At 63.6% G+C, this 21,275-nt stretch carries 22 protein-coding genes; 19 read left to right on the top strand and 3 right to left on the bottom strand.

Translation table 11 applies throughout. From position 1 onward, the window contains the following. Positions 1 to 3 precede the first annotated feature (3 nt). Both glmS and glmU read right to left on the bottom strand, forming a co-directional pair. Positions 4 to 1,827, bottom strand: a complete 1,824-nt coding sequence (gene glmS / locus ACR3EK_RS04535) for a glutamine--fructose-6-phosphate transaminase (isomerizing) (protein ID WP_480632791.1) — start codon at positions 1,825 to 1,827, stop codon at positions 4 to 6. A gap of 4 nt (positions 1,828 to 1,831) precedes the next feature. Beyond that, positions 1,832 to 3,184, bottom strand: coding sequence for a bifunctional UDP-N-acetylglucosamine diphosphorylase/glucosamine-1-phosphate N-acetyltransferase GlmU (gene glmU / locus ACR3EK_RS04540; protein ID WP_480632792.1), 1,353 nt, complete (start codon positions 3,182 to 3,184; stop codon positions 1,832 to 1,834). 133 nt (positions 3,185 to 3,317) lie between these two features. On the opposite strand from glmU, the gene ACR3EK_RS04545 reads away from it, so the two are divergent. The 3 genes from ACR3EK_RS04545 to ACR3EK_RS04555 all read left to right on the top strand — a co-directional run bounded on the left by ACR3EK_RS04545 (position 3,318) and on the right by ACR3EK_RS04555 (position 6,540). Beyond that, positions 3,318 to 3,989, top strand: a complete 672-nt coding sequence (locus ACR3EK_RS04545) for an HAD-IA family hydrolase (RefSeq protein ID WP_170340984.1) — start codon at positions 3,318 to 3,320, stop codon at positions 3,987 to 3,989. A 40-nt stretch (positions 3,990 to 4,029) separates the two neighbouring features. Beyond that, entirely contained in the window at positions 4,030 to 5,220 is a 1,191-nt protein-coding gene (locus ACR3EK_RS04550) for a DegT/DnrJ/EryC1/StrS family aminotransferase (protein ID WP_480632793.1), read from the top strand. A 156-nt stretch (positions 5,221 to 5,376) separates the two neighbouring features. Further along, positions 5,377 to 6,540, top strand: coding sequence for an isovaleryl-CoA dehydrogenase (locus tag ACR3EK_RS04555; protein WP_170340987.1), 1,164 nt, complete (start codon positions 5,377 to 5,379; stop codon positions 6,538 to 6,540). 51 nt (positions 6,541 to 6,591) lie between these two features. Here the strand turns inward: ACR3EK_RS04555 and ACR3EK_RS04560 are convergent, their stop codons facing one another. Beyond that, positions 6,592 to 7,197 carry an OmpW/AlkL family protein gene (locus tag ACR3EK_RS04560; protein WP_170357333.1) on the bottom strand — a complete coding sequence of 202 codons (606 nt, stop codon included), beginning with the start codon at positions 7,195 to 7,197 and terminating at the stop codon, positions 6,592 to 6,594. A gap of 136 nt (positions 7,198 to 7,333) precedes the next feature. Between ACR3EK_RS04560 and ACR3EK_RS04565 the strand changes: the two genes are divergently transcribed. The 16 genes from ACR3EK_RS04565 (at position 7,334) to nuoF (ending at position 21,270) form a co-directional block, all read left to right on the top strand. Further along, positions 7,334 to 8,866 carry an AMP-binding protein gene (locus ACR3EK_RS04565; RefSeq protein WP_480632794.1) on the top strand — a complete coding sequence of 511 codons (1,533 nt, stop codon included), beginning with the start codon at positions 7,334 to 7,336 and terminating at the stop codon, positions 8,864 to 8,866. After that, on the top strand, positions 8,856 to 9,656 hold the full coding sequence (locus ACR3EK_RS04570) for a hypothetical protein (protein ID WP_480632795.1): 801 nt from the start codon (positions 8,856 to 8,858) through the stop codon (positions 9,654 to 9,656). The genes ACR3EK_RS04565 and ACR3EK_RS04570 overlap by 11 nt, the downstream gene beginning before the upstream one ends. Beyond that, positions 9,653 to 11,257, top strand: a complete 1,605-nt coding sequence (locus ACR3EK_RS04575; RefSeq protein WP_480632796.1) for a carboxyl transferase domain-containing protein — start codon at positions 9,653 to 9,655, stop codon at positions 11,255 to 11,257. Before ACR3EK_RS04570 ends, ACR3EK_RS04575 begins: the two co-directional genes overlap by 4 nt. Before the next feature lie 12 nt (positions 11,258 to 11,269). Further along, complete coding sequence (locus ACR3EK_RS04580; RefSeq protein ID WP_480632797.1) at positions 11,270 to 11,686, top strand: ASCH domain-containing protein; 417 nt, start codon at positions 11,270 to 11,272, stop codon at positions 11,684 to 11,686. Positions 11,687 to 11,691: 5 nt separating this feature from the next. After that, positions 11,692 to 13,623, top strand: a complete 1,932-nt coding sequence (locus ACR3EK_RS04585; RefSeq protein ID WP_480632798.1) for an acetyl/propionyl/methylcrotonyl-CoA carboxylase subunit alpha — start codon at positions 11,692 to 11,694, stop codon at positions 13,621 to 13,623. Between the two features lie 57 nt (positions 13,624 to 13,680). After that, a complete protein-coding gene (locus ACR3EK_RS04590; RefSeq protein ID WP_480632799.1) occupies positions 13,681 to 14,535 on the top strand; it encodes a hydroxymethylglutaryl-CoA lyase in 855 nt (284 codons plus the stop codon). Positions 14,536 to 14,544: 9 nt separating this feature from the next. Further along, entirely contained in the window at positions 14,545 to 15,333 is a 789-nt protein-coding gene (locus ACR3EK_RS04595; protein WP_170440849.1) for a crotonase/enoyl-CoA hydratase family protein, read from the top strand. A 187-nt stretch (positions 15,334 to 15,520) separates the two neighbouring features. Further along, complete coding sequence (locus tag ACR3EK_RS04600) at positions 15,521 to 15,886, top strand: NADH-quinone oxidoreductase subunit A (RefSeq protein ID WP_093964903.1); 366 nt, start codon at positions 15,521 to 15,523, stop codon at positions 15,884 to 15,886. Beyond that, on the top strand, positions 15,877 to 16,410 hold the full coding sequence (locus ACR3EK_RS04605; RefSeq protein ID WP_093964904.1) for a NuoB/complex I 20 kDa subunit family protein: 534 nt from the start codon (positions 15,877 to 15,879) through the stop codon (positions 16,408 to 16,410). Before ACR3EK_RS04600 ends, ACR3EK_RS04605 begins: the two co-directional genes overlap by 10 nt. Positions 16,411 to 16,422: 12 nt before the next feature. Further along, on the top strand, positions 16,423 to 17,025 hold the full coding sequence (locus ACR3EK_RS04610) for an NADH-quinone oxidoreductase subunit C (RefSeq protein WP_170340389.1): 603 nt from the start codon (positions 16,423 to 16,425) through the stop codon (positions 17,023 to 17,025). A gap of 2 nt (positions 17,026 to 17,027) precedes the next feature. Further along, on the top strand, positions 17,028 to 17,201 hold the full coding sequence (locus ACR3EK_RS04615) for a hypothetical protein (RefSeq protein WP_010442775.1): 174 nt from the start codon (positions 17,028 to 17,030) through the stop codon (positions 17,199 to 17,201). Between the two features lie 7 nt (positions 17,202 to 17,208). Beyond that, the gene (locus tag ACR3EK_RS04620) at positions 17,209 to 17,334 is read left to right on the top strand and encodes a hypothetical protein (RefSeq protein ID WP_261391884.1); all 126 of its coding nucleotides are present in this window, start codon (positions 17,209 to 17,211) and stop codon (positions 17,332 to 17,334) included. After that, complete coding sequence (locus ACR3EK_RS04625; RefSeq protein ID WP_480632800.1) at positions 17,334 to 18,557, top strand: NADH-quinone oxidoreductase subunit D; 1,224 nt, start codon at positions 17,334 to 17,336, stop codon at positions 18,555 to 18,557. Before ACR3EK_RS04620 ends, ACR3EK_RS04625 begins: the two co-directional genes overlap by 1 nt. Then, positions 18,557 to 19,705 (top strand): NADH-quinone oxidoreductase subunit E, encoded by a 1,149-nt coding sequence (locus tag ACR3EK_RS04630; protein ID WP_480632801.1) that lies wholly within the window; start codon positions 18,557 to 18,559, stop codon positions 19,703 to 19,705. Before ACR3EK_RS04625 ends, ACR3EK_RS04630 begins: the two co-directional genes overlap by 1 nt. 32 nt (positions 19,706 to 19,737) lie before the next feature. After that, positions 19,738 to 19,959, top strand: a complete 222-nt coding sequence (locus tag ACR3EK_RS04635; RefSeq protein WP_093964908.1) for a DUF5337 domain-containing protein — start codon at positions 19,738 to 19,740, stop codon at positions 19,957 to 19,959. 12 nt (positions 19,960 to 19,971) lie between these two features. Then, positions 19,972 to 21,270, top strand: a complete 1,299-nt coding sequence (gene nuoF / locus ACR3EK_RS04640; RefSeq protein ID WP_093964909.1) for an NADH-quinone oxidoreductase subunit NuoF — start codon at positions 19,972 to 19,974, stop codon at positions 21,268 to 21,270. Positions 21,271 to 21,275 lie beyond the last annotated feature (5 nt).

Raw genomic sequence — 21,275 nt, forward strand, 5'->3', positions numbered from 1 at the left:
GGCTTACTCGACCGTGACGGATTTCGCCAGGTTACGCGGCTGGTCAACATCGGTGCCCTTGGCGACGGCCGTGTGATAGGCCAGCAGCTGCGCGGGCACCGAATAAAGGATCGGCGCCACCGAAGGGTGGGCATGCGGCATACGGATCGTGCTCCAGACCCCGTCCTTGGCTTCGGCGATCCCGTCGTCGTCCGAGACCAAAATGACCTTGCCCTTGCGCGCCATGACCTCTTGCATGTTCGACACGGTCTTGTCGAACACCGCGTCGCGCGGGGCCATCACCACCACGGGCATGTGCTTGTCGATCAGGGCGATGGGGCCGTGCTTCAACTCGCCCGAGGCATAACCTTCGGCGTGGATATAGCTGATTTCCTTGAGTTTCAGCGCGCCTTCAAGGGCCAGCGGGTACATCAGGCCGCGGCCCAGGAACAGAACGTCGCGCGCCTCGGACAGGCGCTGCGCGGATTTCCGGATCGCCTCCTCCTGGTCCAGCGCGGCGTTCAGCAGAGTCGGCAGACCGCGCAGCGCGGCGGCGTGATCGGCCAGCGCATCGTCGTCCAGTGTGCCCCGGTCGGCCGCGGCCTTGAGCGCCAGCATCAGCAGAACGCTCAGTTGGCAGGTGAAGGCCTTGGTCGAGGCCACGCCGATCTCGACCCCGGCATGGATGGGCAGCGCCACGTCGCTTTCGCGCGCGATAGAGCTTTCTGGGACATTGACCACCGACACGATCTTGTCGGCCTTGCCCTCGCAATAGCGCAGCGCGGCCAGAGTGTCGGCGGTTTCGCCCGACTGGCTGACGAACAGGGCCAGCGTGCGGTCGGTGATCGGCGGTTCGCGATAGCGGAACTCGCTGGCGATATCGACCTCGACCGGCATCCGGGCCAGTTGCTCGAACCAGTACTTGGCGGTCAGACAGGCATAGAAGGCTGTGCCGCAGGCCACCATGGTCAGGCGGTCCAGCTTGGAGAAATCAAGATCCGCGTCCGGCAAAACTACCCTGTCGCCGCCGGTTGGCAGGTACGAGCGGATCGCTTCGGCCACCACCACCGGCTGTTCGGCGATTTCTTTGGCCATGAAATGCTTGTGCCCGCCCTTGTCGGTCCGGGTCTGATCCAGCTGGATCTTGCGGATCTCGCGATTTGCGATCTCGCCCGCCTCGTTGCGGATCTCGACCGAATTGCGGGTGACCACGGCGCGGTCGCCTTCTTCCAGATAGGTGATCCGGTCGGTCAGAGGCGCCAGCGCAATGGCGTCCGAGCCGACGAACATCTCGCCATCCCCGTGCCCGATGGCCAGCGGCGAGCCCTTGCGGGCGGCGACGATCAGGTCATCCTCGCCGTCGAACAGGAAGGCCAGCGCAAAGGCACCTTGCAGCCGGTCGATGGTCTTGAAGGCGGCCTCGACCGGGCTCAGCCCCGATTTCATGTAGAATTCGGTCATCAACGCGACGGTTTCGGTGTCGGTCTCGGTCTGGAAATCGATTCCGTTCTCGGCCAGTTCGGCCCGCAGCTCGCGATAGTTCTCGACGATGCCGTTGTGGACCACGGCAACCGGTCCGGCCTGATGCGGGTGCGCGTTGCTGACCGAGGGTGCGCCATGGGTCGCCCACCGCGTATGCCCGATGCCCGACTTTCCGGGCAAGGGGTCATGCACCAGCAGGTCGCTGAGATTGACCAGCTTGCCTACCGCGCGCCGACGACCCAGCTTGCCGCCGTTTACGGTTGCGATGCCCGCGCTGTCATAGCCGCGGTATTCCAGCCGTTTCAGTGCTTCGACCAGAATGGGCGCCGCTTCGTGCTTGCCCAATACGCCAACAATTCCACACATTTACTCAGGCTCCCTTGTCCCGGCGTGCCTTTTTCGCCTTCAGCATCTCGAACAGCTTGCGGGCATAGCCCGGTTTGTTTTCCTGTTTGGCCCGACCCACCGCCAGGGCGTCGGGTTCGATGTCGCGGGTCACGATGGTGCCCGTGGCCGTCATCGCGCCGCTGCCCACGGTGACCGGGGCCACCAGCATGGTGTTCGAGCCGACAAAGACGTTCTCGCCGATCACCGTGCGGTGCTTCATCACGCCATCATAGTTGCAGGTGATGGTGCCCGCGCCGATATTCGAACCCGCGCCGACCGACGCATCGCCGATATAGCTGAGGTGATTGACCTTGGCGCCCTCGGCGATTTCGGCATTCTTGATCTCGACGAAATTGCCGATACGGGTGTTCTCGGCCAGTTCGGCCCCCGGGCGCAGCCGGGCATAGGGGCCGACCACGGCGCCGCGGCTTACGTGACAGCCTTCCAGGTGCGAAAACGCCCGGATCGTCGCGCCGCTTTCGACCGTGACGCCGGGGCCGAAGACCACGTTGGGTTCGATCACCGTGTCGCGGCCGATCACCGTGTCGGCAGCCAGATAGACCGTCTCGGGGGCCATCAGGGTGACGCCCAGATCCAGTAGCTCGGCCCGGGCGCGGGCCTGGAACACGGCGTCGGCCGCGGCCAGATCAGCGCGCGAGTTCACGCCCAGCGTCTGCGCCTCGTCGCACGAAACGGCGGTGACCTTCAGGCCGCGGTCGCGCGCGATCTCGACCACGTCGGTCAGGTAGTATTCGCCCGATGCGTTGTCGTTTCCGACCGCGTCGATCAGGTCGAACAGGGTGCCCGCGTCACAGGCCAGAAGACCGGAGTTGCAGAAGGTTATGGCGCGTTCTTCATCTGACGCATCCTTGAACTCGACGATCCGTTCCAGAGCATCTCCGTTCATCACCAAACGGCCATACCGGGCCGGGTCGGCGGCCTCGAAGCCCAGGATCACCAGATCGTTGTCAGCCCGCGCGGCGATCATGCGCTCCAGCGTGTCAGGCTGCAGAAACGGGGTATCGCCGTACAGAACGACCACGTCACCGGTGAACCCGTCCAGGGCCTCGCGCGCCTGGGCAACGGCATGGGCGGTGCCCAGCTGTTGGTCCTGCACGACGATGCGGGCGTCTTCATCCTCGGCCTGCGCGACTTTGGCCACCGCCTCGGCGCCGTGGCCGGTGACGATGGCCGTGCGTTCGGGTGCCAGAACCGACCCGGCGCGCATGGCGTGCACCAGCATCGGAACCTGGGCGATCGGGTGCAGAACCTTTGGGATATCCGAATTCATCCGGGTGCCTTTTCCGGCGGCAAGGATGACAAGGGCAGTGCTCATGAATGCGTTTTCTCTTTTGTTTTGTCGCGGTCCGTTTTATCCGCTGAGGGCAAAGGCGCAAGCCGTTCGGCCATCAAACAAGATTGCCGTTTGCAACACGACATGGCGGAAAACTGCCGAGCAAGGAGACAGAATGCGCACGGTCATCTTCGATCTGGACGGGACTTTGGCCGATACGTCGGGCGATCTGCTGGCGGCGGCCAACCATTGTTTCCGGCAGATGGGGCATGGCGACGTGCTGGTGCACGGGCAGGATGCGGCGGTGGCTTTGCGCGGCGGGCGGATGATGCTGACCCACGGGCTGAAACGCGTGGGCGCCTATGACGAAGAGACCGTGAACGCCTATTACCCGGTCCTGCTCGAGGCCTATGGGCAGGCGATCGACACCCACACCACCTTCTATCCCGGCGCGCTGCAGGCGGTCGAGGCGCTGAAGGCCGCCGGATACGGTGTCGGCATCTGCACCAACAAGCCCGAGGCGCTGGCCGAGCTGCTGATGACGCGGCTGGGAGCGCGGGCGTTGTTTGGCTCGTTGGTGGGGGCGGACACGCTGCCGGTGCGCAAGCCCGACCCCGCGCCGCTGCGTGAAGCGGCGCGCCGGGCCGGCGGGCTTCCCGACCACTGCATACTGGTGGGCGACTCGGATACCGACCGTAACACGGCCCTCGCCGCAGGGGTGCCTTCGATCCTTGTGACCTTCGGCCCGTCCGGTGATGACATGGCCGCACTGCAGCCCGATGCGCTGCTGCACCATTTCGACGATCTGCCCGCAATCGTCGCCGAGCTTGTGGGCGCGGCGGCCTGATCTCTTGACCCGCGCTGCGACTGGCCCCACAAACGACGCCATGACCGAGCGATTTTCTGGCAGTTTCACCCAGCAGGAGCCGATCCCCGACGAGGCGATCGAGGCGGCGCTGGCTGTTCTGCGTCACGGGCGGTTGCACCGCTACAACGTGGCCCCCGGAGAGCTGAGCGAAACCGCCCTGTTGGAACAGGAATTTGCCGCGCAGATGGGTGCGAAATACTGTCTGGCCGTGTCGTCGGGCGGCTATGCGCTGGCCACGGCCCTGCGTGCCGTGGGTGTCCAGCCGGGAGATGCGGTTCTGACCAACGCCTTCACGCTGGCCCCGGTGCCGGGGGCGATCGCCTCGGTCAATGCGCGCCCGGTTTTCGTGGGCGTGACCGAGGGGCTGACCATCGATCTGGACGATCTGGCGGCCAAGATGGACCGCGCCAAGGTTCTGATGCTCAGCCACATGCGCGGGCATCTGTGTGACATGGACCGGTTGATGCAGATGTGCGACGCCGCCGGGGTGACGGTGATCGAGGATTGCGCCCACACGATGGGCGCCGCCTGGCGCGGGCAGTTGTCCGGCCGTCAGGGGGCGATCGGTTGCTATTCCTGCCAGACCTACAAACATGTGAACTCGGGCGAGGGTGGTCTGTTGATCACCGATGACGAGATGCTGGCGGCCAAGGCCACGATGCTATCGGGCTCGTACATGCTATACGAACGCCACCTTGCGGCGCCGGGTCCCGAGGTGTTCGAGCGGATCAAGTACACCACGCCAAACGTGTCGGGGCGGATGGACAATCTGCGCGCGGCGATCCTGCGCCCCCAGTTGCGCGAGTTGGATCGGCAGGTGCGGCGCTGGAACGAACGCTATGCCGAGATCGAGGCGGGCCTGCGCGGCACGCCCGGCCTGACTATCGTCGAGCGGCCTGCCGAGGAGAGCTATGTCGGCTCGTCGATCCAGTTCCTTCTGCTGGATTGGGCGCAGGACAGGATTACCGAGGTTCTGCGACGCTGCGCCGATCGCGGAGTCGAGTTGAAGTGGTTCGGCGGGGCCGAGCCGACCGGGTTCACCTCGCGCTATGACAGCTGGCGCTATGCCGAGTCGGAACGGATGCCCGAGACCGACCGGATTCTGCGCGGGATCATCGACATGCGCGTTCCGTTGACCTTCTCACTGGACGATTGCCGCCTGATTGCCGGCATCATCCGCGCCGAGGTCGGCGCCGTTTTCCAACAGTAATTCAATCGAGTGCGCCATGCGGCGCACGCTCGAACACTGCAAAAGCCGCCCGAGGGCGGCTTTTTCATTTGGGTCACGCGATGATTGACCGCGCGGGGAAAGGTCTGTATCAGTTTATTGAACACCTGTTCATTAACGCGAAAGAGGAGAGCGCGGATGTTCACGGCGACAATGCAATTCGATCTGGGTGAGGATGTGAACGCGCTGCGCGAGATGGTGCACCGCTGGGCGCAGGAGCGGGTCAAGCCGATGGCGGCCGAGATCGACAAGACCAACGCCTTTCCCAACGAGCTGTGGAAGGAAATGGGTGAACTCGGTCTGCTGGGCGTAACCGTTCCCGAACAGTATGGCGGCGCCGAAATGACCTATCTGGCGCATACGATCGCGGTTGAAGAAATCGCACGCGCCTCGGCATCGGTGGCGTTGTCCTACGGGGCGCATTCCAACCTATGCGTCAACCAGATCAAGCTGAACGGCACTGAAGAACAGAAGCAGAAATACCTGCCGCGCCTGATTTCGGGCGAACACGTAGGTGCCCTGGCAATGTCGGAACCCGGAGCGGGGTCGGATGTTGTGTCGATGAAACTGCGGGCGGAAAAGCGCAACGACCATTACCGCCTGAACGGCAACAAATACTGGATCACCAACGGGCCGGATGCCGATACGCTGGTCGTCTATGCCAAGACCGACCCCGAGGCCGGGTCCAAGGGCATCACGGCCTTCCTGATCGAGAAAGAGATGAAAGGGTTCTCGACCTCGCCCCATTTCGACAAGCTGGGTATGCGCGGTTCGAACACGGCCGAGCTGATCTTCGAAGATGTCGAGGTGCCCTTCGAGAACGTGCTGGGCGAAGAAGGCAAGGGCGTTGCGGTTCTGATGTCGGGCCTCGACTATGAGCGCGTGGTTCTGGCCGGGATTGGCACCGGCATCATGGCTGCCTGCCTGGACGAGATCATGCCCTATCTGGCCGAGCGCAAGCAGTTCGGCAAACCGATCGGAACCTTCCAGCTGATGCAGGGCAAGATCGCCGACATGTACACCGCGATGAATTCGGCCCGGGCGTATGTCTACGAGGTCGCCAAGGCCTGTGATCGGGGCGACGTGACCCGGCAGGATGCGGCGGCGTGCTGTCTCTATGCGTCCGAGCAGGCGATGGTGCAGGCGCATCAGGCGGTTCAGGCCATGGGCGGGGCCGGGTTCCTGGCGGATGCGCCGGTCAGCCGGATCTTCCGCGATGCCAAGCTGATGGAGATCGGCGCGGGCACCAGCGAGATCCGCCGGATGCTGATCGGCCGCGAATTGATGAACGAAATGCTCTGAAGAAAAACGCCTCGCCGACGAGGTCACGGCGAGGCGTATCCGATCGAAGGATCAGAAGCGATGGACGTAGGACACGCCAACCAGCCACGGATCGATCTCGGCCTTGCCGATGTCGGCTCCGTTGAGGGTGACGTCCGAGTCGATGTCGAACCAGCGGACGTTCAGGCGAACCGCGCCCTTGTCCGTGACCATGTAGTCCAGGCCGGCCTGCAGCGACACGCCGAACGAGTCGTCGACCTTCAGATCGCCCAGCGGCGATTCCTCGTCAAAGAACACGGTGTAGTTCAAACCGGCGCCGACGTAGGGTTTCCAGGCGCTGCTGGTTGCAAAGTGGTAGTTCAGCGACAGTGTGGGCGGCAGGTGCTTGACGCTGCCCGCGTCGACACTTCCGCCCAGCGTGATGTCATGGCTGAACGGCGTTGCGGCCAAAAGCTCGATGCCCAGATTGTCACGAATGAAATACTCGGCGGTGAAGATCGGGCGGGTGTCCGAGTCGACGTCGGCGCTGAAGCCGGCGAGGGACCCGTTGTCGGATTTCGGGTCGAGGTAGCCGATACCGACACCAACGGTCCAGTCCCCCTGAGACTGGGCGAATGCGGGGGCCGAAACAGCGGCCAACGCGGTGGAAAGGGTGAGGATGGCGAGTTTGCTGGTCATGTTCTTGCCTTTGGTTTTGTGTGCAAGCCGACCTTGCCCGCAGGACGGGGCGCCCACTCTGATCTGCATCAAGTTTCGACGATGTTCGATATTCAACTTGGCGCAGCAACCTGTATAAATATAAGGGAAAAACGCCATGTGTCCCGCTGAGGTCATACCGGGTTTGCGGTCTGGTGGCAGCTGGGACATACCGCCCAGGCTGAACATGGCGCACCAGTGTCTCTCGCGGCCCGCTGAGCAGGTGGCGATACTCGATCTGTCTTCCGCGGCTACGACCGAGATCACTTATGGTGAACTTGACCTATTGACCGACCGGCTGGCGCGCGGGTTGCTGGGCCGCGTGCAACCCGGCGACCGGGTCGGCGTGCTGCTCAGCCAGTCGCCGTGGTGCGCGGCGGCGCATCTGGCCATCTGGAAGATCGGTGCAATCTCGGTGCCGTTGTTCAAGCTGTTCAAGCGCGATGCCCTGGCCTCGCGCATCGGCGATGCGGGGGCCGGGTATGTGCTGACCGACGGCGAGGGCGCCGATATGCTGGGTGATCTGGCGCAGCCGCTGATCGTGTCCGAGCTGGGGGCGGACGGGCCCGCCGTGGATTTTGCTGACACCGGCCCCGAGGATCCGGCGGTGCTGATCTATACCTCGGGCACGACGGGCAAACCCAAAGGCGCGCTGCATGGGCACCGGGTGCTGACCGGGCATCTGCCGGGCGTTTCGATCAGCCACAACCATCTGCGCGCGGGCGACTGCCTGTGGACGCCGGCCGACTGGGCCTGGATCGGCGGGTTGTTCGACGTGCTGATGCCTGGGCTGGCGCTGGGCATCCCGGTCGTCGCCGCGCGGCTCGACAAGTTCACTCCCGAGGCCTGCGCGGATTTGATCGCTCGCGGCGGCGTGCGCAACGTGTTCTTTCCCCCCACGGCGCTGCGGATGCTGAAGGCCTCGGACATGACGATCCCCGGTCTGCGGTCCGTGGCCTCGGGCGGCGAGCCGCTGGGCGCGGAAATGCTGGCGTGGGGAGAGCGGGCCTTTGGCCTGACGATCAACGAATTCTACGGCCAGACCGAATGCAATATGGTCGTCTCGTCCTGTGCCGAGGATTTCGCCGCGCGCCCCGGCTGTATCGGCAAGCCGGTTCCGGGGCACGAGGTCGCGGTGATCGACGCCAAAGGCAACCCGACCGACGCCGAGGGTGACGTGGCCATCCGGCGCGGCTCGGCCTCGATGCTGCTGGAATACTGGAACAACCCGCAGGCCACGGTCGAGAAGTTTCGTGGCGATTGGCTGATCACCGGTGACCGCGGTATGTGGGAGGGCGACTATCTGCGCTTTGTCGGCCGCGAGGATGACGTGATCACCTCGGCCGGGTACCGCATCGGCCCCGCCGAGATCGAGGATTGCCTGCTGACCCATCCGGCGGTGGCCACCGTGGGCGTGGTCGGCAAGCCCGATCCGCTGCGGACCGAGATCGTGAAGGCCTATGTGGTGCTGAAACCGGGGTCTGAGGCCTCGGAGGCCGAGTTGCAGGATTGGGTCAAGGACCGTCTGGCGCATTATTCCTACCCGCGTGAGGTGGCTTTTGTGCAAGACTTGCCTTTGACCGTGACGGGAAAAGTCATTCGCAAGGAATTGAAACGTCGCGCGTCCGAGGAGATATGCCATGGCAGATAAATCCAGCGTCCGGACCGGAATCGAGTTCAGCGCGACCGTCATCGCGGTCATCGGGGCTGTGTGGGCCGGAAAGACCTATTTCGAAACGTGGATGCACGACACGATCGACAAGGCTGTCGAAGAAAAGATCGCCGTCATCGAAAAACTGCAATTGGCCGACCTTCTGGTTTTATACGGCTACCCGGATGAGGCCATCTCGGAATTGCGCAAGATCGCCGATCGGGTCGCGAGGCTGGACGCTGAAGACAAACGCAGGATCGCGTTCTACGACAACTATCTGGATGCGGTGGCCGATTCCGACGGCACCCTGAAATTCGAACCGGAAATCCGGATGCTGCACAGCGTCTTCAGCAACGAGATGCAGACCGATGGCTGGCATGACGAGAAGCTGGCCTATGTCGCGATGTTCCTGCCCGAGGCGCAGGCGGATGACGGGTATTTCGATCGTCAGGTTGTTGGGCGGCTCAAGCTTGCGGTCAACCAATACGAGGCAGACGACGACTATGAGAGCCTCGGGAGCGCCTATCGTAACCTGTCGCTGGCCTATCTGTGTCGCGGAGAACAAGACATGGCCGTCGAGGCGATGGAAATGGCGGCCGAGATGCTGCCGTTCGAGTATTATTTCATGGTTCCGATGTGGGACCTTGAGGATTTCCTCGAAGAGCCGGAAATCAAGAAGCTGGACACCGTCTGCTCCAGCAACGTGTCGCAGGGCTATGCGCGCATCATGCAGAGCTTTGGCGTCAGCGAAAACCCCGTTCGCGAATTTCTGAGAGAGTATACCAGATGAAGCTGCGATCTTCCGCTTTGCCCTCGTCCGATGGCTTCAAGCAAAACCGAGCCGCGCACCTCGACGCGCTGGCGCAGATATCTGAGGCCGCCGAGGCCGCGCGTATGGGCGGGGGCGAGAAATCGCGCGATCGCCATGTGTCGCGGGGCAAGATGCTGCCGCGCCGGCGGGTGGCGAACTTGCTGGACCCGGGGTCTCCGTTCCTCGAAATCGGCGCGACGGCGGCGCATGGCATGTATGGTGGCGCGGCCCCCTGTGCCGGCGTGATCGCGGGGATCGGCCGGGTGCAGGGGCAAGAGGTCATGGTGGTCTGCAACGACGCGACCGTGAAGGGCGGCACCTATTATCCGATGACGGTCAAAAAGCACCTGCGCGCGCAGGAGATCGCCGAGGAAAACCATCTGCCCTGCATCTATCTGGTGGACAGCGGCGGCGCGAACTTGCCCAACCAGGATGAGGTCTTTCCCGACCGCGACCATTTCGGCCGCATCTTCTACAACCAGGCACGGATGAGCGCCAAGGGCATCCCGCAGATTGCCGTGGTGATGGGCTCGTGCACCGCGGGCGGCGCCTATGTGCCGGCCATGTCCGACGTGACGATCATCGTCAAGGAACAGGGCACGATCTTTCTGGCCGGCCCGCCGCTGGTCAAGGCGGCGACGGGCGAGGTCGTCAGCGCCGAAGATTTGGGCGGCGGCGACGTGCACACCCGCCTGTCCGGCGTGGCTGATTATCTGGCCGAGGACGACGCCCACGCGCTGGCGCTGGCCCGCCGGGCGGTGGGATCGCTCAATCGCCGCAAGCCGCAGACGGTGGATTGGGCCAACCCCGAAGACCCGGCCTATGACCCCGAAGAAATCCTGGGCGTCGTCCCGGCCGATCTGCGCACCCCGTACGACATCCGCGAGGTGATCGCGCGTCTGGTCGATGGCTCGCGTTTTGACGAGTTCAAGCCTCGGTTCGGTGAAACGCTGGTGACCGGCTTCGCCCATGTCAAAGGCTGCCCCGTCGGGATCATCGCCAACAATGGCGTGCTGTTTTCCGAGGCCGCGCAGAAGGGCGCGCATTTCGTCGAACTGTGCAGCCAGCGCAAGATCCCGCTGGTCTTCCTGCAGAACATCACCGGCTTCATGGTGGGCCGCAAGTACGAGAACGAAGGCATCGCGCGCCATGGCGCCAAGATGGTGACCGCCGTGGCCACCACAAGCGTGCCCAAGATCACCATGCTGGTGGGCGGCTCGTTCGGGGCCGGGAACTATGGCATGGCCGGGCGCGCCTATCAGCCCCGCTTCCTGTGGACGTGGCCAAACAGCCGTATCTCGGTCATGGGCGGCGAGCAGGCGGCCGGTGTTCTGGCGACAGTCAAACGCGACGGGATCGAACGGCAGGGTGGCACATGGTCGGCCGAAGAAGAGGCCGAATTCAAACGCCCGACGCTCGAGATGTTCGAGGAACAGTCGCACCCGCTCTATGCCTCTGCCCGTCTTTGGGATGACGGCATTATCGACCCGCGCAAAAGCCGCGACGTGCTGGCCCTGTCGCTGAGCGCCGCGTTGAACGCACCCATCGAGGACACGCGCTTTGGCGTGTTTCGGATGTAGAGGGGGGGGTTGATGCTGGAAAACCTGAAAGAAAGATATCCGGGGGCGGAGACCTTTCAGTTCGGCGACAATCGCGCATTGTGTGACGATTTGCTGGCTCTGGTCCGCTCGGGGCGCAAGACCGCGACATGTGGAGCGTTGCGTGACTTTACGGCGGGTGGCGAGGCAATGCCGCAGGCAGGCCGCCGTGACATCGCTTTGGACTGGGACGGGCAGCCCGCGCTGGTCATCGAAACGGTCGATGTGACGGTCCGGCGCTATTGCGATGTGGACGAGGCATTTGCCTTGGCCGAGGGCGAAAACGACAGCCTGGAAGGCTGGCGCGAGGATCATCGCAGATATTTCGAAAGAAACGGCGGCTTCGATCCGAAGATGGAGTTGGTCTGCGAACGGTTTCGCCTTGTGGAAGATCTGGCAGGGAAAGGGTAACGGCCATGTTTGACAAGATCCTGATCGCCAACCGGGGCGAGATTGCCTGCCGGGTCATCGAAACCGCGCACAAGATGGGCGTGGCCTGCGTTGCCGTGTACTCGGATGCGGACGCTGCCGCCAAACATGTGCAGACGGCGGATGAGGCCGTACATATCGGCGGGGCGGCTCCGGCCGACAGCTATCTGAAAGGCGACGTGATCATTCAGGCCGCGCTGGCAACCGGCGCGCAGGCGATCCATCCGGGCTATGGGTTTCTGTCCGAGAATCCCGATTTCGTGGATGCGGTGCAGGCGGCGGGCCTGACCTTCATCGGCCCGTCGGCGGATGCGATCCGCAAGATGGGCCTGAAGGATGCCGCCAAGGCGCTGATGGAGCAGGCCGGCGTCCCGGTCGTGCCCGGTTATCACGGCGACAACCAGGACCCCGAGCATCTGGCCGGCGCGGCCGATACGATCGGCTATCCGGTTCTGATCAAGGCGGTGGCCGGTGGTGGCGGCAAGGGGATGCGGCTGGTCGAGAGGCCGGCGGATTTCGCCGCTGCTCTGGACAGCGCCCGGGGCGAGGCCCGAACCGCCTTTGGCAATGATGCCGTTCTGGTCGAGAAATTCGTGGCCAAGCCCCGCCATATCGAGGTTCAGGTCTTTGGTGACGGCACCCATGCCGTGCATCTGTTCGAACGCGACTGCTCGCTGCAGCGCCGCCATCAGAAGGTGATCGAGGAAGCCCCGGCCCCCGGAATGACGCCCGAGATGCGCGAAGCGATGGGCCAGGCGGGCGTCCGCGCGGCCGAGGCCATCGGCTACAAGGGCGCGGGCACCGTGGAGTTCATCGTCGATGCCTCGGACGGTCTGCGCCCCGACCGGTTCTGGTTCATGGAGATGAACACCCGCCTGCAGGTCGAACACCCGGTGACCGAGGCCATCACCGGCATCGACCTGGTCGAATGGCAGTTGCGGGTTGCGGCCGGGGAAAGCCTGCCCAGGCGGCAGGCAGAGCTTTCGATCAACGGCCATGCCTTCGAGGCCCGGCTCTATGCCGAGGACGTTCCCAAAGGGTTCTTGCCCGCCACGGGCACCCTGACCCATCTGGAGTTTCCGCACGGCTGCCGCGCCGACAGCGGCGTGCGGGCGGGCGACACGATCAGCCCGTGGTATGACCCGATGATCGCCAAGGTGATCGTGCACGGCCCGACCCGCACAGTGGCGCTGGAACAACTGCACCGCGCGCTGCGCCAGACGCGGGTGGCGGGAACCGTCACCAACCTGTCTTTCCTGGGCGCACTGACCCGGCACGCCGGGTTTGCGGTGGGCGATGTGGATACCGGGTTGATCGGCCGCGATCTGGACGATCTGGTGCGCGAACCCGCCGTCACCCCGGCAATGACCGTTGCGGCCGCGATGGCCGCGACCGGGCTGGACAAACCCGCCGAGGACACCGGGTTTACCCTCTGGGCCCCGCTGCACCGGGCGCTTCAGCTGAAGCGCGACGGCGAGGTTCTGGATATGGACGTCCAGGTCGCTGGGCCGGACCGGCAGGACTGGCAGGTCGGCGGGATCAGCGTGATCGCCGAACGGGTCAACGGCCGCTGGATCATCGGCGGCCAGCCGATGCCTCCGGTTGCGATTGCGGGCCACGATGTCACCGTGTTCGACGCCTATGGCGTGAGCTTCGAGGTGCTGGACCCGCTGGACCGTGACGTCAGCGCCGCCGGTGACACCAACGTGGTCGAGGCGCCGATGCCCGGGTTGGTCAAGGCGGTGTTCACCGCGCCGGGGCAGGCGGTGAAGGAAGGCGACCGGCTGGCCATCCTCGAGGCCATGAAGATGGAGCATTCGCTGCTGGCAGCACGCGACGGCGTCGTGGCCGAGGTTCTGGCCGAGGCCGGATCGCAGGTCGAGGCTGGCGCGGCGCTGGTCCGGCTGGAAGACGACTGAAACCCTGAACGCCCGCCCTGGACGGGGCGGGCCGGGATTGAACAGGAGGGCACCGCCATGGCGGAACGTGTCGAGATTTTCGAAGTGGGGCCGCGCGACGGGCTGCAGAACGAAAAGCGCGAAATCCCGGTTTCCGAGAAGATCGCGCTGGTCGACTGCCTCAGCCGGGCGGGGTTCAGCCGGGTCGAGGTGGCCAGTTTCGTGTCACCCAAATGGGTGCCGCAGATGGCCGGCAGCGCCGAGGTGCTGGCCGGGATCACCCGCGCCCCCGGCGTGCGCTACGCCGCGCTGACCCCGAACATGCGCGGCTATGAGGACGCGCTCGCTGCCGGGGCGGATGAAATCGCGGTGTTTGCCTCGGCCTCCGAGGGGTTCTCCAAGGCCAACATCAACGCGACCATTGCCGAATCCATCGAGCGTTTCGTCCCGATCCTCGAGGCGGCGCGCCATATCGACCTGCCGGTGCGCGGCTATGTTTCCTGCGTGACCGACTGCCCCTATGACGGCCCGACGCCGCCCGCCAAAGTGGCCGAGGTGGCCGATCTGCTGTTCTCGCACGGCTGTTACGAGATCTCGCTGGGCGACACGATCGGGCAGGGGACACCCGACAGCATCGCGCGGATGCTGCTGGCAGTGCGTGAATATGTGCCCGCGACCCGCCTGGCCGGGCATTTCCATGACACCAACGGGCGCGCGATCGACAATATCGACGCGTCGCTTGCGCTGGGCGTCCGGGTGTTCGACGCAGCCGTGGGCGGATTGGGCGGCTGCCCCTACGCGCCGGGCGCGGCCGGGAATGTGGCCACCGAAGCCGTGGCTGCGCATCTCGAGCGGCTGGGCTATGACACCGGGCTGGACGCCGCCGTGCTGAACGAAGCGGCGGAAATGGCCCGCGCGTTGCGGGCGGGATAAGAGGCTGACATGTTTGAAACTATCTCGATCTCCACCGACCCGCGCGGCGTTGCCACGCTGACGCTGAACCGGCCGGAAAAACACAACGCGATGTCGGCGCAGATGATCGCCGAGTTGACCCAGGCCGCCGCGCAGCTGGGGGAAACCAACGACGTGCGTGTGGTAGTTCTGACCGGCGCAGGCAAAAGCTTCTGCGCCGGGGGCGACCTGGGCTGGATGCAGGCCCAGATGGCCGCCGACCCCGAGACCCGCTTTGTCGAGGCGCGCAAGCTGGCTGAGATGCTGAACGCCCTGAACTCCCTGCCCAAGCCGTTGATCGGCGCGCTGCAGGGCAACGCCTTTGGCGGGGGTGTCGGGATGGCGTCGGTCTGCGACGTGGCCATCGGCGTGGACAGCCTGAAGATGGGGCTGACCGAAACCCGGTTGGGGCTGATCCCGGCCACCATCGGGCCATACGTCATCGCCCGCATGGGCGAGGCCCGCGCGCGGCGGGTGTTCATGTCGGCACGCCTGTTCGACGCCTCCGAGGCGGTCGAGCTGGGGCTGCTGGCCAAGGCCGTGCCTGCGGATCAGCTAGCCGACGCGGTCGAGGCCGAGGTTCTGCCCTACCTGTCCTGTGCGCCCGGCGCGGTGGCCTCGGCCAAGGCGCTGGTGCGGGACCTCGGGCCGCGCATCGACGACGCGGTGATCGACCACACGATCCGGGCGCTGGTCGACCGATGGGAAACGGACGAGGCGCATGAGGGAATCAGCGCATTTTTCGACAAGCGAAAACCTTCATGGAATAGTAAGGTTTGACCGCCCGCGACCATTTGAAGCCAAGGGCTTGCGCCTAGTGCAGCGCTGGGCGTTGGCAAGCCGAATATTCGGTGCCATGCGCGCTTCTGCTCGGTTGACCCTCTGACCCCGCGCGGATAGAGAATGTCCAGTCAACACGCCAATTGACGGCGCGTCTCGTTCGGGATGCGCAGGAAAGGAGCCACTCGTGGAAGAGCTGTTGCGGGAATATCTCCCGATCCTGGTGTTTCTGGCCGTCGCCGTGGGCCTTGGAATCGTCCTGATTCTGGCCGCCGTCGTTCTGGCTGTCCGCAATCCCGACCCCGAAAAGGTCAGCGCCTATGAATGCGGGTTCAACGCGTTCGACGATGCGCGGATGAAGTTCGATGTCCGATTCTATCTGGTGTCGATCCTGTTCATCATCTTCGACCTCGAGATTGCGTTCCTGTTTCCCTGGGCCGTGGGCTTCAAGGACATCAGCGATGTCGGCTTCTGGTCGATGATGGTGTTCCTGGGCGTTCTGACCATCGGCTTTGCCTATGAATGGAAGAAGGGGGCCCTGGAATGGGAGTGATGACGGGTGCAAACACCGCGGGCGTCGACAAGGAAGTCGCCACTCAGGCCCTGAACGCCGAGCTGCAGGACAAAGGGTTCCTGCTGACCTCGTCCGAGGACATCATCAACTGGGCGCGCACCGGCTCGCTGCACTGGATGACCTTTGGTCTGGCCTGCTGCGCGGTCGAGATGATGCACACCTCGATGCCGCGCTACGACGCCGAACGCTTCGGCATCGCGCCGCGCGCATCCCCGCGTCAGTCGGACGTGATGATCGTGGCCGGTACGCTGACCAACAAGATGGCCCCGGCGCTGCGCAAGGTCTATGACCAGATGCCCGAGCCGCGCTATGTGATCTCGATGGGATCCTGCGCCAATGGTGGTGGCTATTACCACTATTCCTATTCCGTCGTGCGTGGTTGCGACCGCATCGTTCCGGTGGACATCTATGTGCCCGGCTGCCCGCCGACGGCCGAGGCGCTGCTGTACGGTCTGCTGCAGCTGCAGCGCAAGATCCGCCGCACCGGCACCATCGTCCGCTGAGGAGGGACCGAGATGAGCGAAGCACTCAAGGAACTCGGCACGCATATCGAGCTGAAGCGCACGGACTGTGTTCTGTCATGGAGCGTAGCCCATGACGAGCTGACGGTTGATGTTGCGCCCTCGAGCCTGGTGGAGTTTGTCGAGTTTCTGAAAACGGATCAGAACTGCAAGTTTTCGACCTTGGTCGACATTACCGGAGTTGATTACCCCGAACGTGCCAAACGGTTCGACGTGGTTTACCACTTTCTTTCGATGTACCAGAACCAGCGTATCCGTATCCGGATTTCGGTGCGCGAGGAAGACATGGTTCCGTCGATCGTCGATGTGCACCCCTCGGCCAACTGGTTCGAGCGTGAAGTGTTCGACATGTTCGGCATCCTGTTCTCCGGCCACCCGGACCTGCGTCGCATCCTGACCGACTATGGCTTCCGCGGCTATCCGCTGCGCAAGGATTTTCCGACTACCGGGTATATCGAAGTCCGCTACGACGAAGCGCAGAAACGGGTCGTGTACGAACCGGTCTCGCTGGTTCAGGAGTATCGCCAGTTTGATTTCATGAGCCCGTGGGAAGGTGCGAACTATGTTCTGCCGGGGGATGAAAAACAGGAGACCTGACAATGGGTGGCATCTGGTGGCTGATCCTTTCTGCACTGACCATCATTCCGATGGTGAAGATTTTGCCGTTTTTCGGGATCAACAAATACTGGTGCCTTCTCTGCCTGGTCCCATTCGGCACGATCGCGTTGCTGTGGTGGGTCGGGTTGAAACTGCAGGAACTGGAGCGCCGCTGAGATGGTCATGCTGCTGGGGGAACTGATTGCGTTGGGTGCGCTGGGGGTCCTGCTGGCGGGGGCCGCAGCCAAAGCGCTTGAGGCGGAAAAGGTCCGGGTTCGGGCCGAAGCGAAAAAGAAACGAGGGCGTTGATGGACGGCTCAAGATACGATGACGGCAGCACGGACGCGCTGAGCGGAGAACAGAAGATCCGCAACTTCAACATCAACTTCGGCCCGCAGCACCCTGCGGCGCACGGAGTTTTGCGTCTTGTGCTTGAGCTGGACGGCGAGATCGTCGAACGTTGCGACCCGCATATCGGCCTGCTGCACCGCGGTACCGAAAAGCTGATGGAAAGCCGGACGTATCTGCAGAACCTGCCGTATTTCGACCGGTTGGACTATGTGGCGCCGATGAACCAGGAACATGCCTGGTGCCTTGCCATCGAAAAGCTGACCGGCGTCGAAGTTCCGCGCCGGGCCTCGTTGATCCGGGTCCTCTATTCCGAGATTGGGCGCGTTTTGAACCATCTGCTCAACGTGACCACGCAGGCGATGGACGTGGGCGCGCTGACGCCGCCGCTGTGGGGCTTTGAAGAACGCGAAAAGCTGATGGTGTTCTACGAGCGTGCCTGCGGTGCGCGCCTGCACGCGGCCTATTTCCGCCCCGGCGGTGTACATCAGGATCTTCCGCCCGAACTGCTGGATGACATCGAGACCTGGAGCCACGAATTCCCCGCCGTTCTGGACGACATTGACGGACTGCTGACCGAGAACCGCATCTTCAAACAGCGCAACTGCGACATCGGCGTGGTGACCGAGGAGGATATCCAGAAATACGGCTTCTCGGGCGTGATGGTGCGCGGATCGGGCCTGGCCTGGGACCTGCGTCGCGCGCAACCCTATGAATGCTACGACGAGTTTGAGTTCCAGATCCCCGTCGGCAAGAACGGGGACTGCTATGACCGTTACCTGGTGCGGATGGAAGAAATGCGCCAGTCGGTGTCGATCATCCGTCAGGCCATCGCCAAGCTGCGCGACTGCCCGGGCGACATTCTGGCCCGCGGCAAGATCACGCCGCCGAAACGCTCGGACATGAAGACCTCGATGGAGAGCCTGATCCATCACTTCAAACTTTACACCGAAGGCTTCCACGTCCCCGCAGGCGAAGTCTATGCCGCCGTCGAAGCGCCCAAGGGCGAGTTCGGCGTCTATCTGGTGGCCGACGGCACCAACAAGCCATACCGCGCCAAGCTGCGTGCGCCCGGTTTCCTGCACCTGCAGGCTATGGACCACGTCGCCAAGGGCCACCAACTGGCCGACGTCGCCGCCATCATTGGCACCATGGACGTCGTATTTGGAGAGATTGACCGCTAATGCTCCGCCGTCTTCATCCCGAACAACCCGAAAGCTTTGCCTTCACCGCTGCCAACCAGCAATGGGCCGAAGCGCAGATCACCAAATACCCCGAGGGCCGTCAGGCCAGCGCGGTCATCCCGCTGCTGTGGCGCGCGCAAGAGCAGGAGGGCTGGCTGAGCCGTCCGGCGATTGAAACCGTCGCTGACATGCTCGGCATGTCGTACATCCGGGTGCTCGAAGTTGCATCCTTCTACTTCATGTTCCAGCTGCAACCGGTTGGGTCCGTCGCGCATATTCAGGTCTGTGGCACCACGTCCTGCATGATCTGCGGGGCCGAGGATCTGATTGCTGTCTGCCGCGAAAAGATCGCGCCCAAGCCGCACCAACTGTCGGCGGACGGCAAGCTGAGCTGGGAAGAGGTTGAATGCCTGGGTTCCTGCACCAACGCGCCGATGGCACAGATCGGTAAAGACTATTACGAGGACCTGACCGCCGAGAGTTTTGGTCGGATCATTGATGAACTGGCCGCTGGCAAGGTTCCGGTGCCCGGTCCCCAGAATGGTCGCTTTGCGGCCGAGCCTCTGGGCGGGGTGACCAGCCTGAAGGATTATCAAGGTAGCAAGGCAAAGCACAATGCCAGTGTGCAACTGGCCACGGAATTGGGCGATACCGTCAAGCGCATCGACGGAACCGAGGTTCCGATACTAACGCCATGGTTGGGCAAGGATGGCAAGGCCGCCGGAGCGAAAGCCGCACCCAAGCCGCCGAAGGTGCCAGAGCAGGGCAAACCAGCCGCCCGTCAGGCCGCGCCCAAGAAATCCGCCAAGGCGGAGCCATCTTCGCCCGAGGGCGCCGCGGCCAAGCCAGAAGCGACTGAGGCTCAGCCCGAAACGCTGAGCGGTGCGCGCGGCGGCAAGCCCGACGACCTCAAGCTGCTGAAAGGTGTGGGGCCGAAGCTCGAGCAGACGCTGAACGAGCTCGGGTTCTACCACTTCGATCAGATCGCAGCTTGGACGCCAGAACATGTGGCCTGGGTTGATGCCCGGCTGAAGTTCAAGGGCCGGATCGAACGCGACGGTTGGATCGAGCAGGCGGCCAAGCTGGCTGCTGGCGAGGAAACCGAATTTGCCAAACGTGCCAAGCAAGACGGCACCTACGAAGACTGAGAGACGGTGCCCGATACGGGCATCGGAGTGTGATGGACAAGGACAAGGAACAGGCCATCGCCCGTAAGGGCCGACATATCGGCGTGGTCATCGCGGTGACCATGCTGTTGTGGCTTGCCATGACCCTGTTCATCGGCCCGGCGCTGGAGCTGCCGGGACGCTTTGCGCTGCTGTTTGATTTCGCCGCGATCGCGGCGTTCATCTATGCGGGCGTCAACATATTTCAACTCTGGCGCATGCGTCAGGACAGCTGAAGGTAACACGCGATGCTGAAGGATCAGGACCGGATCTTTACCAACATCTACGGGATGCACGAGCGCACCTTGAAGGGCGCTCAGGCCCGGGGGCATTGGGACGGCACTGCTGGCCTGATGGAGAAGGGTCGCGACTGGATCATCCAGACGATGAAAGACTCAGGGTTGCGCGGGCGCGGCGGTGCGGGCTTCCCGACCGGCCTGAAATGGTCGTTCATGCCGAAGGAAAGCGATGGCCGCCCGTCCTATCTGGTCGTAAACGCCGACGAATCCGAACCGGGCACCTGCAAGGACCGCGAGATCATGCGCCACGATCCGCACACGCTGATCGAAGGCTGCCTGATTGCGTCTTTCGCGATGAATGCGCACACCTGCTACATCTACCTGCGCGGCGAGTACATTCGTGAGCGCGAGGCGCTGCAGGCTGCAATCGACGAGGCCTATGATGCGGGCCTGCTGGGCAAGAACGCCGCTGGATCAGGATGGGATTTCGACCTGTTCCTGCATCACGGGGCAGGCGCCTATATCTGTGGCGAGGAAACCGCGCTGATCGAAAGCCTGGAAGGCAAGAAGGGCATGCCGCGCATGAAGCCGCCGTTCCCGGCGGGGGCGGGTCTGTATGGCTGCCCGACCACGGTGAACAACGTGGAATCCATCGCCGTCGTGCCTACGATCCTGCGGCGTGGTGCCGACTGGTTCGCCGGTTTCGGTCGCCAGAACAACGCGGGCACCAAGCTGTTTGCAGTCTCGGGTCACGTCAATACCCCCTGTGTGGTCGAAGAGGCGATGTCGATCAGCTTTGAAGAATTGATCGAGACCCATTGCGGTGGCATCCGCGGCGGGTGGGACAACCTGTTGGCCGTGATCCCCGGTGGCTCGTCCGTGCCCTGCGTGCGCGGCGAGAACATGCGCGACGCGATCATGGATTTCGACTATCTGCGCAACGATCTGGGCTCGGGGCTTGGCACGGCGGCGGTGATCGTAATGGACAAGTCCACCGACATCATCAAGGCGATCTGGCGCCTGTCGAAATTCTACAAGCACGAAAGCTGCGGCCAGTGTACGCCCTGCCGCGAAGGTACGGGCTGGATGATGCGGGTGATGGATCGCCTGGTACGCGGCGAGGCCGAACTGGAAGAGATCGACATGCTGTTCGAGGTGACCAAGCAGGTCGAAGGCCATACGATCTGTGCGCTGGGTGACGCGGCCGCATGGCCGATCCAGGGCCTGATCCGCAACTTCCGCGAAGAAATCGAAGACCGCATCAAGGCTCAGAAATCGGGCCGTATGGGTGCGATGGCGGCGGAGTGACAACG

Source organism: Ruegeria sp. BC8 (assembly GCF_056535705.1).

Coding starts and splice junctions, on each gene's coding strand:
- ACR3EK_RS04620 (WP_261391884.1), top strand. CDS start 17,209: ATGCTGCTGGGGGAACTGATTGCGTTGGGTGCGCTGGGGGTCCTGCTG.
- ACR3EK_RS04585 (WP_480632798.1), top strand. CDS start 11,692: ATGTTTGACAAGATCCTGATCGCCAACCGGGGCGAGATTGCCTGCCGG.
- ACR3EK_RS04560 (WP_170357333.1), bottom strand. CDS start 7,197: ATGACCAGCAAACTCGCCATCCTCACCCTTTCCACCGCGTTGGCCGCT.
- ACR3EK_RS04595 (WP_170440849.1), top strand. CDS start 14,545: ATGTTTGAAACTATCTCGATCTCCACCGACCCGCGCGGCGTTGCCACG.
- ACR3EK_RS04550 (WP_480632793.1), top strand. CDS start 4,030: ATGACCGAGCGATTTTCTGGCAGTTTCACCCAGCAGGAGCCGATCCCC.
- ACR3EK_RS04555 (WP_170340987.1), top strand. CDS start 5,377: ATGTTCACGGCGACAATGCAATTCGATCTGGGTGAGGATGTGAACGCG.
- ACR3EK_RS04545 (WP_170340984.1), top strand. CDS start 3,318: ATGCGCACGGTCATCTTCGATCTGGACGGGACTTTGGCCGATACGTCG.
- ACR3EK_RS04630 (WP_480632801.1), top strand. CDS start 18,557: ATGCTCCGCCGTCTTCATCCCGAACAACCCGAAAGCTTTGCCTTCACC.
- glmU (WP_480632792.1), bottom strand. CDS start 3,184: ATGAGCACTGCCCTTGTCATCCTTGCCGCCGGAAAAGGCACCCGGATG.
- ACR3EK_RS04565 (WP_480632794.1), top strand. CDS start 7,334: ATGTGTCCCGCTGAGGTCATACCGGGTTTGCGGTCTGGTGGCAGCTGG.
- ACR3EK_RS04615 (WP_010442775.1), top strand. CDS start 17,028: ATGGGTGGCATCTGGTGGCTGATCCTTTCTGCACTGACCATCATTCCG.
- ACR3EK_RS04610 (WP_170340389.1), top strand. CDS start 16,423: ATGAGCGAAGCACTCAAGGAACTCGGCACGCATATCGAGCTGAAGCGC.
- nuoF (WP_093964909.1), top strand. CDS start 19,972: ATGCTGAAGGATCAGGACCGGATCTTTACCAACATCTACGGGATGCAC.
- ACR3EK_RS04570 (WP_480632795.1), top strand. CDS start 8,856: ATGGCAGATAAATCCAGCGTCCGGACCGGAATCGAGTTCAGCGCGACC.
- ACR3EK_RS04625 (WP_480632800.1), top strand. CDS start 17,334: ATGGACGGCTCAAGATACGATGACGGCAGCACGGACGCGCTGAGCGGA.
- ACR3EK_RS04590 (WP_480632799.1), top strand. CDS start 13,681: ATGGCGGAACGTGTCGAGATTTTCGAAGTGGGGCCGCGCGACGGGCTG.
- glmS (WP_480632791.1), bottom strand. CDS start 1,827: ATGTGTGGAATTGTTGGCGTATTGGGCAAGCACGAAGCGGCGCCCATT.
- ACR3EK_RS04605 (WP_093964904.1), top strand. CDS start 15,877: ATGGGAGTGATGACGGGTGCAAACACCGCGGGCGTCGACAAGGAAGTC.
- ACR3EK_RS04580 (WP_480632797.1), top strand. CDS start 11,270: ATGCTGGAAAACCTGAAAGAAAGATATCCGGGGGCGGAGACCTTTCAG.
- ACR3EK_RS04575 (WP_480632796.1), top strand. CDS start 9,653: ATGAAGCTGCGATCTTCCGCTTTGCCCTCGTCCGATGGCTTCAAGCAA.
- ACR3EK_RS04635 (WP_093964908.1), top strand. CDS start 19,738: ATGGACAAGGACAAGGAACAGGCCATCGCCCGTAAGGGCCGACATATC.